12 protein-coding genes are annotated in these 12371 nt (G+C 60.9%); 7 read left to right on the top strand and 5 right to left on the bottom strand.

The annotated features are described in order from the left end of the window. Positions 1-8 precede the first annotated feature (8 nt). Complete coding sequence (locus H7847_RS11385) at positions 9-515, bottom strand: flagellar basal body L-ring protein FlgH (protein ID WP_227269606.1); 507 nt, start codon at positions 513-515, stop codon at positions 9-11. A gap of 129 nt (positions 516-644) precedes the next feature. Here H7847_RS11385 and H7847_RS11380 point away from each other — a divergent pair, with 129 nt between their 5' ends. Then, complete coding sequence (locus tag H7847_RS11380) at positions 645-1055, top strand: SufE family protein (RefSeq protein ID WP_227269605.1); 411 nt, start codon at positions 645-647, stop codon at positions 1053-1055. Here the strand turns inward: H7847_RS11380 and H7847_RS11375 are convergent, their stop codons facing one another. From H7847_RS11375 to H7847_RS11360, 4 genes are all read right to left on the bottom strand, one after another. Further along, positions 1056-1694, bottom strand: coding sequence for a DUF1638 domain-containing protein (locus H7847_RS11375; RefSeq protein WP_227269604.1), 639 nt, complete (start codon positions 1692-1694; stop codon positions 1056-1058). A 72-nt stretch (positions 1695-1766) separates the two neighbouring features. Further along, a complete protein-coding gene (locus H7847_RS11370) occupies positions 1767-2465 on the bottom strand; it encodes a corrinoid protein (RefSeq protein ID WP_227269603.1) in 699 nt (232 codons plus the stop codon). 229 nt (positions 2466-2694) lie between these two features. Then, positions 2695-3720 (bottom strand): betaine--homocysteine S-methyltransferase, encoded by a 1026-nt coding sequence (gene bmt / locus H7847_RS11365; RefSeq protein WP_227269602.1) that lies wholly within the window; start codon positions 3718-3720, stop codon positions 2695-2697. Between the two features lie 189 nt (positions 3721-3909). Beyond that, complete coding sequence (locus H7847_RS11360; RefSeq protein ID WP_227269601.1) at positions 3910-4224, bottom strand: DUF1476 domain-containing protein; 315 nt, start codon at positions 4222-4224, stop codon at positions 3910-3912. 156 nt (positions 4225-4380) lie between these two features. Between H7847_RS11360 and purC the strand changes: the two genes are divergently transcribed. The 6 genes from purC to H7847_RS11330 all read left to right on the top strand — a co-directional run bounded on the left by purC (position 4381) and on the right by H7847_RS11330 (position 12351). Beyond that, positions 4381-5142 carry a phosphoribosylaminoimidazolesuccinocarboxamide synthase gene (gene purC / locus H7847_RS11355; RefSeq protein ID WP_227269600.1) on the top strand — a complete coding sequence of 254 codons (762 nt, stop codon included), beginning with the start codon at positions 4381-4383 and terminating at the stop codon, positions 5140-5142. A gap of 36 nt (positions 5143-5178) precedes the next feature. After that, entirely contained in the window at positions 5179-5409 is a 231-nt protein-coding gene (purS, locus tag H7847_RS11350) for a phosphoribosylformylglycinamidine synthase subunit PurS (RefSeq protein ID WP_227269599.1), read from the top strand. Beyond that, positions 5409-6083 carry a phosphoribosylformylglycinamidine synthase subunit PurQ gene (gene purQ / locus H7847_RS11345; RefSeq protein WP_227269598.1) on the top strand — a complete coding sequence of 225 codons (675 nt, stop codon included), beginning with the start codon at positions 5409-5411 and terminating at the stop codon, positions 6081-6083. The genes purS and purQ overlap by 1 nt, the downstream gene beginning before the upstream one ends. A 33-nt stretch (positions 6084-6116) precedes the next feature. After that, complete coding sequence (locus tag H7847_RS11340; protein WP_227269597.1) at positions 6117-7877, top strand: sensor histidine kinase; 1761 nt, start codon at positions 6117-6119, stop codon at positions 7875-7877. Positions 7878-7880: 3 nt separating this feature from the next. Continuing rightward, on the top strand, positions 7881-9215 hold the full coding sequence (locus H7847_RS11335) for a sigma-54-dependent transcriptional regulator (protein ID WP_227269596.1): 1335 nt from the start codon (positions 7881-7883) through the stop codon (positions 9213-9215). Positions 9216-9684: 469 nt separating this feature from the next. After that, positions 9685-12351 (top strand): Rne/Rng family ribonuclease, encoded by a 2667-nt coding sequence (locus H7847_RS11330; RefSeq protein WP_227269595.1) that lies wholly within the window; start codon positions 9685-9687, stop codon positions 12349-12351. Positions 12352-12371: the final 20 nt, after the last annotated feature.

Below are 12371 nucleotides of genomic sequence, written 5' to 3'. Positions count from 1 at the left end.
CTTTCGCGTCAGCGGCGGCGTTCCAGGGCGTTCTGAACCCCTTCAACCCGGATTGTGCGGGCACCGCCAAGCTGCTGTTCGGTGAGTTTCCGGGCGACGATCACTTCGCGGGTCTGCGGTGCACCCGCGCCAAGCTGGGCATTCTGCGCTTCCAGACGGAATGTCAGCACGCCATCTTCGGGCAATTCGTCTTCATTGCCTGGGGTCAAACGCGCGTCATAGATGCCTTGTGTGGCCGCCAGCCCCGTTGCCCGTACAAGAATCCCGCCCGGCACCTGCTCGATTGTCAGATCCGTAACCGCCTCGATCGGCGTGCCCCTGTAGCGGGCCCGCTCTTCGCGTGCGGCCGCAAAAAGACCGGTTGTTTCGGGGATCAGCGGGTTGTCCGCCTCGACCGGTTCCGGCGCGGCCGCGTCCGGGTCGTCATTACCGAACCAGTTCATCGGGTTGGCAGCGGTGCCGCAGCCCGACATCACCAGAAAAGAAAGAAGAAGGGCGGGAACTGTGCTGCGCATCGGGTCTGTTATCCAACTGTTTTATGCTCACGACTAGCCTATCTGGCTGCCGTTGAAAAGTGTCCATCAGAAAGGCTGGACCTTTGGGGCAGGGCAACTTACCTCTGACCCGTAGAATGAGGACATGGCATGGCGCAGGATGCATTTGAAGAGCTGGTCGAGGATTTCGCGTTTCTCGAGGATTGGGAAGACCGCTACCGGATGGTGATCGAAGAAGGCAAGGCAATGACCCCTTTGGCGGAGGCCTTGAAGGTGCCTGCCACGAAAGTGGACGGTTGTGCCAGTCAGGTCTGGCTGCACATGACGCCCGAGGGCGGTGTGATGCAGTTCGAAGGCGAAAGCGATGCGATGATTGTAAACGGGCTGATCGCCTTGCTGCGCAAACTCTATAACGGGGTGGCGCTGCAGGATGTGCTGGCCATCGATGCGCGCGCTGAAATGGGCCGTCTGGGGCTCAACGATCATCTGTCGGCGCAACGCTCCAACGGATTGCGGGCGATGATCGACCGGATCCGCGAGGTCGCTGCCCGCAGCGTCTGACTAGAGGGTCTTGAGCGCCGCGCCGAGGTCGCCGCAGCCGGTAAAGCGCCGCTCGAATTTCAGGCCCAGACGGTCCGCGCAGGCGCGGGCTTTTTCCGTCAGTGCCGGATCATCCGTTTGCGCCTGATAGACCAGCTTTTCGTAATGCGCGAAATACATGTCACGCAGTTCGGGGTGGCGATCAAGCCCCATCGGGCGGATCACGAAAGCGTCGAACTGGCGAACCAGAAAATCGGTCAGGTAGAAGGTCGTGATCTCCTGATCCGCCTTTGCGGCAAACCGGTCGTTGCCTTCAAAAAAGCTGTAACAATGGGGACCGGCAATCATCTCGACGCCCATCTCGGCACAGGCGGCCTGCAACAGCCCGCCGGTCCCGCAATCGGCGTAGGCCACGAAAATGGTCGCATATTCCGGGCGGTACCGGGCCACCGCGTCCCGGACCGCCTGCGTGATCTTTTCAGGGTAGAGATGCAGGTTGGCGGGCAGGCAGGTCAGATCGATGTGGTGCCAGCCGTTGACTGTTTTGAGGTCGATGATCTCGCGCGCCAGCGCGCCGCAGGCAATCACCAGCACTCTGCCCGAGGCCGGCTCGAGCGGCAGTCCTTTGTCGGTCAGCTCTGCGTCATTGATCTGGTTCATCGTCTCTCTGCGGGATAAAAAAGCCCGTTTCGGTGTCCCGAAACAGGCCTCCAAACCGGTCCGGCCTCGGTTTCAGGCTGATTTCCGGTTGTGCATGCGGCCAACCCATTCCTTGGCGGTTTCCACGGCCACGGCGGCATCGCGGCAGTAGGCGTCCGCGCCAATCGCCTTGCCGAATTCCTCGTTCAGGGGCGCGCCGCCCACCAGCACGATGTAGTTGTCGCGCACGCCCTGTTCGACCATCGTGTCAATCACAACCTTCATATAGGGCATCGTGGTGGTCAGCAGGGCGGACATCCCGAGGATTTCCGGCTGCTCCTTTTCCAGCGCTTCCATATAGCTCTCGACCGGGTTGTTGATGCCGAGATCGACGACCTCAAAGCCCGCGCCTTCCATCATCATGCCCACGAGGTTCTTGCCAATGTCGTGGATGTCGCCTTTGACGGTGCCGATGACCATCTTGCCGACCCGCGGCGCGCCTGTTTCGACCAGCAGCGGTTTGAGGATCGCCATGCCGCCTTTCATCGCATTCGCGGCCAGCAGAACCTCGGGCACAAAGAGGATACCGTCGCGGAAATCCGCTCCGACGATGGTCATCCCGCCCACAAGCGCCTTGGTCAGGATGTCATAAGGCTGCCATCCCCGTTCAAGAAGAATCTGAACCGCCTCTTCGATCTCTTCCTTCAGGCCATCGTAGAGGTCGTCAAACATCTGCTGGACAAGCTCTTCATCGTCCAGTTCCGCGAGAATGATATCGTCTTCGTCTGACATGGAATTCCCTTCGCTTAACGCTCAAGATGGCGTCCTATTTTATGCATCATTCGCCTGATCGGTGGTTTCCGACTGTCTGAATTGCGACACGGCGAAAGCGCTGTGCGACGCGATGACGCAAAACTATGGTGGAATTGAGCCAATCAAGCGTCGGTTAAATCTGTCTCCCGGCCGCGCGCCGCGGGCAATGTCACGTCTTGGTTTTGAAAAAGGCGGACCATATCCCCGGTTATCCTGCTGCACGGCGCTTGCGGCGTGACGTGCGGCGGGCAGGGGCCGCGTCTGCTTCGGTGCCATCGGCGGCGGAGGAAAAAGCCCCCAGCCTGTCGACGATCTCCTCCAGGCTGGGGGGGTGATCCATCGTCCGGGTATCGAGAGCTTCGCGCATATGGCGCAAATGCTCCGGCATGGTACCGCAGCATCCCCCGATGATCCGCGCCCCGCAGGCCCGCGCCATCACGGCGTAATCGGCCATCAGCTCCGGCGTGCCATCGTAGTGAATATGCCCGTCGACGTATTTCGGAATGCCCGCATTGCCCTTGGCGATGATCGGACGCTCAGCGCCCTGGGCTGCGAACCCAAGGATCGTGCGCAGCAGATCGGAGGCGCCGGTACCGCAGTTGGCCCCAAAGCCCAGCGGGGCGTGATCCCCCAGATCCTCGACCATCTTGACCATATCGGCGCTGGTCAGACCCATCATGGTGCGCCCGGCGGTGTCAAAGCTCATGGTGCCGCACCAGGCAAGACCCGCGAGCGTAAACCCTTCGGCGGCGGCGCGGTATTCCTCGGGGGCGCTGATCGTCTCCAGCCAGCCGATGTCCGCGCCGCCCTCCTTCAGCCCGTCCGCCGTTTCATGAAACATCTCCACCGCCAGTGCGTGACTGAGCGTGCCCACGGGTTCCATGATGTCGCCGGTGGGGCCGACCGATCCCGCCACAATTACCCTGCGCCCCGCGGTATCTGCAACATCGCGGCCGATCTCGGCTGCGACACGGCTGAGCTCGCGGACGCGTTTCTCCGCGCCATGCAGCTTCAACCGCGAGGCATTCGCGCCAAAGGAATTGGTCAGAAAAAGATCGCTGCCCGCCTCAACCGCGCCTGTGTAGAGCGTCTTGATCTTCCCAGGCTCGTCGGTATTCCAAAGTTCGGGCGCATCACCGGACATCAGCCCCATGTTAAAGAGGTTTGTGCCAGTTGCCCCATCCGCCAGCAGCGTGCCTTTGGCGTTGAGAAGGTCAATCATCGGGTTGGACATGCGCAGGCTCCGGGATTATCAATTGCCCTCATCTCACGCCTTTGTGCATGAGGCAAATTCATTATTTTCATCTTTGTTATGAGGTGCGCCATCTTAAAGCCGCGTTAAGCCCAAAAGTGGCAGGACGCGGAATACAAAAAACCGCGCAGCTTCCGGGATGCGCGGTCCTATTCTCCGACTTTTTTTGTTTTATTCGTTGGCCATCAACTGGCGTTTGGCCTCGATCATCAGGGCCGCCATCTGTGCCCGGATCGTTGTCTCATCCGCCTTCGCGCCGAGATCGCCGGAAACCTTGCGGTAGACGTCTTCTTCGCCGGCTTCTTCAAAATCCGATTTCACCACTTCCTTTGCGTAATCCTCAGCATCGGTGCCGGTCTTACCCAAAAGCTCTGCTGCCCAAAGCCCCAGCAGCTTGTTGCGCCGTGCCTCCGCCTTGAATTGCATTTCCGCATCATGGGCGTATTTGTTTTCAAAGGCGTTTTCGCGATCATCGAAGGTGGACATCGGGCTTTCTCCTGAACATAAATCTGCTGTTGATGTAGATATGCGAGTTTGCGCACGATTGCGCAAGGTCCGCTGGCTTGCAGCAGCGCAGGGCTTGCACTAAGAGAGGCCCATAGCAGGTCCTGAACCTCAGGACCCCCTCGCGAAAGGACGCCCATGGCCCGGCGCAAGAAAATCTACGAAGGCAAGGCAAAGATTCTTTATGAAGGCCCCGAACCGGGCACCATCGTTCAGTATTTCAAGGATGACGCCACCGCGTTCAACGCCGAAAAGAAGGCCGTGATCGAAGGCAAGGGGGTTCTCAACAACCGGCTGTCAGAGTTTTTCATGACCGGTCTTGGACAGATCGGTGTGCCGACGCATTTCATCAAGCGGTTGAACATGCGCGAACAATTGGTGCGCAGCGTGGATATTATCCCGCTTGAGATCATCGTACGCAATTACGCGGCAGGCACCATGGCCAAACGGCTGGGGCTGGAAGAAGGCATGCAATTGCCGCGCCCGATTGTGGAATACTGCTATAAGGACGACAGCCTTGGCGACCCGCTGGTCACCGAAGAGCATATCGCGGCCTTCGGATGGGCCAGTCAGCAGGACATGGACGATATCCTCAGCCTCGCGCTGCGGGTCAATGATTTCATGTCCGGCCTCATGCTGGGCGTTGGCATCCGGCTGGTGGATTTCAAGATCGAGATCGGGCGCGTTTATGATGGCGATTTCCAGCGGCTGGTGATTGCGGATGAAATCAGCCCCGACAGTTGCCGGTTCTGGGACATCGAGACCGGCCAGAAACTGGACAAGGATGTGTTCCGGCGTGATCTGGGCAGCCTCGCCGATGCCTATACCGAAGTGGCAGAGCGGTTGGGCGTGATGCCGAAAAATGCCACACCGATCACCAAACCGACGCTTATCAACTGAGCGCCGGCGCGGTCGAGACTGACAAAGGACATAAACATGAAAGCACGTGTGCATGTAATGTTGAAAAACGGGGTTCTTGACCCGCAGGGCGAGGCGGTGCGCCACGCGCTGGGGGCGATGGGGTTCGAGGGCGTCAACGGCGTGCGGCAGGGCAAGGTGATTGAACTTGATCTGGCCGAGGGCGCGACCGAAGCGGATGTGACCGCGATGTGTGAAAAGCTTCTGGCCAACACGGTGATCGAATCCTACACGGTGGAGATGGGCTGATGCACGCTGCGGTTGTTGTCTTTCCGGGGTCGAACTGCGACAGGGACCTCGCGGTAGCCTTCGAGGCGGCAGGGGCCAAGGTCTCCAAGGTCTGGCACAAGGACACGGAAATCCCGCAGGGTGTGGACATCATCGGCATTCCGGGCGGCTTTTCCTTTGGCGATTATCTGCGCTGCGGGGCCATCGCGGCCAAATCCCCGATTTGCGGGTCCGTGGCGGCCCATGCGCAGCGGGGCGGATATGTCCTTGGCATCTGCAACGGCTTTCAAGTGCTGACGGAAACCGGCCTGCTGCCGGGGGTCTTGCTGCGCAATGCGGGTCTGAAGTACATCTGTAAGACCGTCGGCCTCAAGGTCGAGACCTCGGCCTCGGCCTATACCGAAGGCTACAACGCCGGCGATACGGTCAACATCCCGATTGCCCATCATGACGGCAATTACTTTGCCGATGACGAGACCATCGCGCGGCTCCAGGGCGAGGACCGGGTGGCCTTTACCTATACGGAAACTCCGAATGGCGCCAAAGCGGATATCGCGGGCATTCTGTCGGACAATCGCCGGGTGCTGGGCCTGATGCCGCATCCCGAACGCGCAGCGGATGCCGACCACGGTGGCACCGACGGGCAGGCGCTGTTTCGCGCATTGACCGGGGCGCTCAGCGCGCCTGTGACTTGAGCCGGGCCGCGCAATCAGCGTAGTCTCTACTGCATGGAGCGCGATACCTCGTCAGAACCCGACACAGCCGCCAGCACATGGCGCATTCGTATGGCCGTGGGCGTTATACTTGTTCTGGCGTTCATTACGGTATCGGTTACCAACAAAATGCTCACCGACCGCTTTACGGAAAGCACGCGCAACCGCGCGGAATTGCGGCTGGCGCTCTACAGCGGGAACTTGCTAGCGGAATTGCGGCAAAACGCCATCGTACCGCAGCTGCTCGCCCGCGACCCCGAGCTTATCGGGGCGCTGAATTCTGCGGATTATACCGCCTCCACCCGGCGCCTGATCTCTTTTGTTGAGGAGATCGGGGCCGCGTCGCTGGTGCTGATGGATATTGACGGGCGCACGGTTGCGGCCACCGACCGCAGCCGGCTGGGGGCCAACCACCGGGCCGACGCCTTTTTTGTCGATGCGATACGCTCAAACGGCACGATTTTCACCATCGCGGAGCGTGAAACGGGCGGCTACGGGTTCTTTTACTCGCGGCGCGTGCAATCGGGCTCCGAGGTGCTGGGTGTCATCGCCGTCGAAGTGGATCTGCAGAAATTCGGGCGCGCCTGGGCGGGCATTTCGGATGCGGTGATCGTGACGGATAGCACCGGCACGATCATCCTGACCACGGAGCCGCGCTGGCGGGGGCGGACAGAAGAAGAGGCGCTGGCACGGCAAACCCCTCAGAACGCGATTCAGCGCGCCATTCAGGCGACGGCGGATTGGACCGCTTTGCCCCCCGATGCTTATCTGCAGGGCGAGGCGGTGATGCGTCTGGAAAACCGTATTCCCTTCAGGGGATGGCGCATGGCCAGCTTTACAACCTATGCGTCGGTGCGTGAGCGGGTAAACGGCGTGCTGGCGCTCGAGATCATGGGATTTGCGATTCTTCTGGCGCTGACTTTCTATGCTTTGAACCGCAGGACAGCGCTGCGCATGGCCCTGTTTCAGCGGGAATCTGCCGAATTACGCTCTCTTAATGCTGCCTTGCAGCGAGAAATTGCCGAACGCAAACGGGTTCAGGAAACGCTTGCCGTGGCCGAACAGACGCTGGAACAGTCCAGCAAGCTTGCGGCCCTGGGCGAGATGTCTGCGGCGGTCAGCCACGAGCTCAATCAACCGCTTGCCGCGATGAAAACCTATCTGGCCGGCGCGCGGCTTTTGCTGCGTCGCAACCGCCATGATGAGGCGCTGTCGTCCTTTGGCCGGATCGACGATCTGATCGAACGGATGGGCGGGATTACCCGGCAGCTCAAATCCTACGCCCGCAAGGGGCAAGAGGCGTTTTCGCCAGTGGACATGGGCGATGCGCTCGCTTCAAGCCTCGCCATGATGGAGCCGCAATTGCGTCAGCGGCAGGTCCAGATCAACCGGATCGTGCCCGAAAACCCGGTCGAGGTGATGGGCGACAGGCTGCGGATCGAACAGGTGATGGTGAACCTGTTGCGCAACGCCATTGATGCCACCAAGTCCGAGCGTGACCCGAAGGTCGAGATCATCCTCTCGGCGGGCGAGACCGCGACCCTGACCGTGCGGGACAACGGGCCCGGGATCGAAGACCTCGATGCACTCTTTGAACCCTTCTACACCACCAAGCAGCCTGGAGACGGTGTCGGGCTGGGGCTTGCGATCTCTTCTCAGATCGTTTCCGATCTCGGAGGACGCCTCACAGCGCGTAACGGCCAGATTGGTGGCGCAGTATTTGAAATGCAGTTGCCAATATTGGGCAGCGAAACGACGACACAAGCAGCGGAGTAGACCATGACACAAGCCATGAAAATTGCGATCGTGGACGATGAACAGGATATGCGGCAGTCGATCAGCCAATGGCTGGCCCTGTCGGGATATGACACCGAAACATTTGGCAGTGCCGAGGACGCGCTCAAGGTGCTGGGGCCTGAATACCCCGGTATTGTGATCTCTGACATCCGCATGCCGGGCATGGACGGGATGCAGTTTCTCAAAAAACTGATGGGCAATGACAGCGCCCTGCCGGTCATCATGATCACCGGCCACGGCGACGTGCCGATGGCGGTGGAGGCGATGCGCGTGGGCGCGTTCGACTTCCTTGAGAAACCCTTCAACCCGGACCGCATGTCGGATCTGGCCAAGAAAGCAACCGGCGCGCGGCGTCTGGTGATGGACAACCGCGCGCTGCGGCGCGAGCTGTCGGACGGCACGCAGCTTATGAAGAAACTCATTGGCCAAAGCCCGGTGATGGAGCGTCTGCGTGAGGACATCCTCGATCTGGGGCAGGCCGACGGCCATGTTCTGATCGATGGCGAGACGGGGACCGGCAAGACGCTGGTGGCCCATGCGCTGCACGCGGTGGGCTCGCGCGCGGGCAAGAAGTTCGTGCTGGTCAGCTGCAGTGCCTATGAAGAGGACGCGCTGGTCAAGCGGCTCTTTGGGCCGATGATGCCCGAGGATGCGCAACTGCCCGCGATGGAAGAGGCGCGCGGCGGCACGCTGGTGCTCGAAGATATCGAGGCGCTGTCAGAGACCCTGCAGGCGCGTCTGCTCAGCGTGATAAACGAACAGGGCACCCCGGCAGAGACCCGCATTGTCGCCATCTCGAATCTGCAGGAGGCGGGACGCACCTCTGAAGACGCCTTGCGGTCGGATCTTTTCTACCGGCTGGCAGCATTACGGATCACCGTGCCACCCTTGCGGATGCGCGGCGAGGATATCCTGACGCTCTTTACCCGCCTGAGTGAGCAGTTTGCCGAAGAATACGGCTGTGACAGCCCGCAGGTCACCGCACAGGAAGCCGCCCAGTTGCTTCAGGCTCCCTGGCCCGGCAACGTGCGCCAGCTCATCAATCTGGCAGAGCGCGCGGTGCTGCAGTCGCGTCGCGGGGCAGGCACCATTGCCTCGCTGCTGATGAACGATCACGAAGACATGCAGCCGGTGATGACCACGGAAGGCAAGCCGCTGAAAGAATATGTCGAGGCGTTCGAACGGATGCTGATCGATAACACGATGCGGCGCCACCGCGGTTCGATTGCCAGTGTGATGGAAGAGCTTTGCCTGCCACGCCGGACACTGAACGAGAAAATGGCCAAATACGGGCTGCAGCGGTCCGACTACCTGTAGTTGAAGTCAATCCATGCCGGTTTTTGGACCGATCCGGCATGGATTGAGCATGGATTAACCTGTGGATAACAGATTGCCCATTGTCATTTGGCCCAAGGTCGCATTATCTAGACAGATGGGAGGCATTGCGACTTTGCCTGCACTCCCTTGTGAGATTCGCTGCTTTGGAAGCGATGTGAGACGTAAACGCATCTTTCAGGCAGACCGATTGAGCCGGAAACGGCAATAGAACCGCTGACGTATCAATGGGCTGATGGTCCGGGATGCGCAGTAAAAATGGATACGGAGCCACCGAGGTGCGCCCGTGTCGGAGAAGAACCGCGATGACGCGCGCAAATGCATCGAGCAGAATGGCAAGGGCCCCCGCGGCCCGGCCAGTGCCTGTGTCACAAATCGCCCTGACAAGACATATCCCGCATCGTGTGGCTCCCCCGGGGGCCCTTGGATCGCGGCTGTGCAATTTGGAAATATGGCTAAGAAAATGCTTATCGATGCCACCCACGCGGAGGAAACCCGCGTCGTGGTGGTGGACGGAAACAAGGTCGAGGAGTTCGACTTTGAATCCGAGAACAAACGCCAGCTTGCTGGCAACATCTATCTTGCAAAAGTAACGCGGGTCGAGCCGTCGCTTCAGGCGGCCTTCGTGGATTATGGCGGAAACCGGCATGGGTTTCTGGCGTTTTCCGAGATACACCCCGACTACTACCAGATCCCCGTCGCCGACCGTCAGGCCCTGATGGAGGAAGAACGTGCCTATGCCGAAGCGCAGAAGGCCAAGGAAGACGAGGACGAAAAGCCCAAGCGCCGTCGCTCGCGCAGCCGGCCCAAGGCCAAGGCCGAAGAGACCGCATCGGACGATGCAGTGGCAACCAGGGATGTCGAATCCGATCAGATCGAAGGCATGCAGACCATTGATCTGGAGGATGAGGAAGGCTCCTCTCCGATGGAGCGGGTCGCCGAGACGCCGGTCGAAGAGCCCGAAGACGATGAGCCGCCCACTCAGGCGGAGGCATCCGATGGCGAGGCCGCTGAGGCCACTGATGCAGAGACCGATGAGGACGATGAGGCCGCGCCGCGCAAGCCCGATGCCTCTGCCAAGGATGACAGCATCGAATCCGTGGCTGATGACGATGATCAGGAGGATATCCGCCCCGCGCGCAAGCCGCGGCCGCGGCGCTACAAGATTCAGGAAGTCATCAAGGTCCGGCAGATCTTGCTGGTGCAGGTCGTCAAGGAAGAACGTGGCAACAAGGGCGCGGCCCTGACCACCTACCTCAGCCTTGCCGGGCGGTACTGTGTGCTGATGCCCAATACCGCGCGCGGGGGGGGGATTTCTCGCAAGATCACCAACGCTGCCGACCGCAAGAAACTCAAGGAGATTGCGAATGAGATCGAGGTGCCACAGGGCGCCGGTCTCATTGTACGCACGGCCGGGGCCAAACGCACCAAGGCAGAGATCAAGCGCGATTATGAATACCTGCAGCGGCTCTGGGAACAGATCCGCGAGCTGACCCTGAAATCCATCGCCCCTGCGAAGATCTACGAAGAGGGCGACCTCATCAAACGCTCAATCCGGGATCTTTATAACCGTGACATTGATGAGGTTTTTGTCGAGGGCGATCGCGGCTACCGCATCGCCAAGGACTTCATGAAGATGATCATGCCGTCCCACGCCAAGAACGTGAAGCTCTACAGCGAAGGCCTGCCGCTTTTCGCGCGCCATCAGGTCGAGAGCTATCTCGCGGGCATGTTCAACCCCACCGTTCAGCTCCCCTCGGGCGGCTATATCGTGATCGGCGTGACCGAGGCGCTGGTGGCTGTGGATGTGAACTCAGGCCGTGCCACCAAGGAAGGCTCCATCGAGCAGACGGCGCTCAAGACCAACCTGGAGGCCGCCGACGAGGTGGCCCGCCAGCTGCGCCTGCGGGACCTTGCCGGTCTGATCGTGATCGACTTCATCGACATGGACGAACGCAAGAACAACGCCGCCGTCGAAAAGCGCATGAAGGACAAGCTCAAGACCGACCGCGCGCGCATCCAGGTGGGCCGCATCTCCGGGTTCGGCCTGATGGAGATGTCGCGCCAGCGTCTGCGTCCGGGCATGATCGAGGCCACGACCCAGCCCTGTCAGGCCTGCCACGGCACCGGTCTGATTCGGTCGGATGACAATCTGGCGCTCTCGATCCTGCGCCAGATCGAAGAGGAAGGCACCCGCAAACGCTCGCGCGAGGTGCTGATCAAGGCCCCCGTGGGCATCGCGAACTTCCTGATGAACCAGAAACGCGAACACATTGCCCATATCGAGGCGCGCTACGGGTTGTCCGTGCGGATTGAGGGTGACCCGATGCTGGTCAGCCCTGATTTCAGCATGGAGAAGTTCAAGACCGCAACCCGCGTGGTCGCGGCGATCCCAGCGCATGTGGTCTCTGTCGATACGTCCCTGATGGATGAGGTCGATGCGGACGATGACCAGGTCGATGCCGCTGATAATGCCCCGGCGGCACCGGCCGATGAGGCGACGCCTGAGGCCGAGGGAGAGGGCAAGCCGAAACGCCGTCGCCGTCGTCGGCGTCGGAGCCGCAACAAGAACAACGCGGGCGAAGCGCATGAGGCGACAGACAGTCCCAATGAGGGGCAGACGCCGGTGAGCGCAGAGGCTGCCAGTGAGGTTGCGCAAGAGCAGCCCGCGGTCGATCCTGCGTCCGAGGCCAGTGCGGCGGTGCCCGAAAAAGAGCCCGAAAAACCCAAGAGAACCCGGTCGCGCAGCCGCAAGCCCAAGGCTGAACCTGTAGAGTCGGCGCCCTCCGCTGAAGCCCCCGAGGACACGGCAGCGCCAGCGGCAGAGCCTGTCGAGGCGCCAGCGGCGGCAGAGGAAACCCCAGCAAAACCCAAGCGCAAGCGGGCAAGCCGGGCCAAGAAAGTGACACCTGAGGCCGCAGAAGAAACCACCCCTGCAGCGGCAGAAGCCACCACGGCCCCTGAAGCGGCGGACCCGAACCCGGCCCCGAGCGAGACTGCCCCCGCGCCAGAGCCAGCGCCGGTTGCGGCCGCAGCAGAACCTGATCCGGTGGCCACCGAGGTGCCGGACGCTCCCGAAAAACCCAAGCGCAAGGGCTGGTGGTCCTTGGGCGGCTGACCGGGCTTGCGACAGACCTA

Origin of the sequence: Roseobacter weihaiensis, assembly GCF_020622345.1 — a bacterium.
Taxonomy (GTDB): Bacteria; Pseudomonadota; Alphaproteobacteria; order Rhodobacterales; family Rhodobacteraceae; genus Roseobacter; species Roseobacter weihaiensis.
Note: the sequence above shows the minus strand (reverse complement) of the source record. Positions and strands in the feature narration are given on the sequence as shown.

What these genes read in the sequence shown, in the direction of transcription:
- H7847_RS11385 (WP_227269606.1), bottom strand. Translation starts at nt 515, where the DNA reads ATGCGCAGCACAGTTCCCGCCCTTCTTCTTTCTTTTCTGGTGATGTCG.
- H7847_RS11380 (WP_227269605.1), top strand. Translation starts at nt 645, where the DNA reads ATGGCGCAGGATGCATTTGAAGAGCTGGTCGAGGATTTCGCGTTTCTC.
- H7847_RS11375 (WP_227269604.1), bottom strand. Translation starts at nt 1,694, where the DNA reads ATGAACCAGATCAATGACGCAGAGCTGACCGACAAAGGACTGCCGCTC.
- H7847_RS11370 (WP_227269603.1), bottom strand. Translation starts at nt 2,465, where the DNA reads ATGTCAGACGAAGACGATATCATTCTCGCGGAACTGGACGATGAAGAG.
- bmt (WP_227269602.1), bottom strand. Translation starts at nt 3,720, where the DNA reads ATGTCCAACCCGATGATTGACCTTCTCAACGCCAAAGGCACGCTGCTG.
- H7847_RS11360 (WP_227269601.1), bottom strand. Translation starts at nt 4,224, where the DNA reads ATGTCCACCTTCGATGATCGCGAAAACGCCTTTGAAAACAAATACGCC.
- purC (WP_227269600.1), top strand. Translation starts at nt 4,381, where the DNA reads ATGGCCCGGCGCAAGAAAATCTACGAAGGCAAGGCAAAGATTCTTTAT.
- purS (WP_227269599.1), top strand. Translation starts at nt 5,179, where the DNA reads ATGAAAGCACGTGTGCATGTAATGTTGAAAAACGGGGTTCTTGACCCG.
- purQ (WP_227269598.1), top strand. Translation starts at nt 5,409, where the DNA reads ATGCACGCTGCGGTTGTTGTCTTTCCGGGGTCGAACTGCGACAGGGAC.
- H7847_RS11340 (WP_227269597.1), top strand. Translation starts at nt 6,117, where the DNA reads ATGGAGCGCGATACCTCGTCAGAACCCGACACAGCCGCCAGCACATGG.
- H7847_RS11335 (WP_227269596.1), top strand. Translation starts at nt 7,881, where the DNA reads ATGACACAAGCCATGAAAATTGCGATCGTGGACGATGAACAGGATATG.
- H7847_RS11330 (WP_227269595.1), top strand. Translation starts at nt 9,685, where the DNA reads ATGGCTAAGAAAATGCTTATCGATGCCACCCACGCGGAGGAAACCCGC.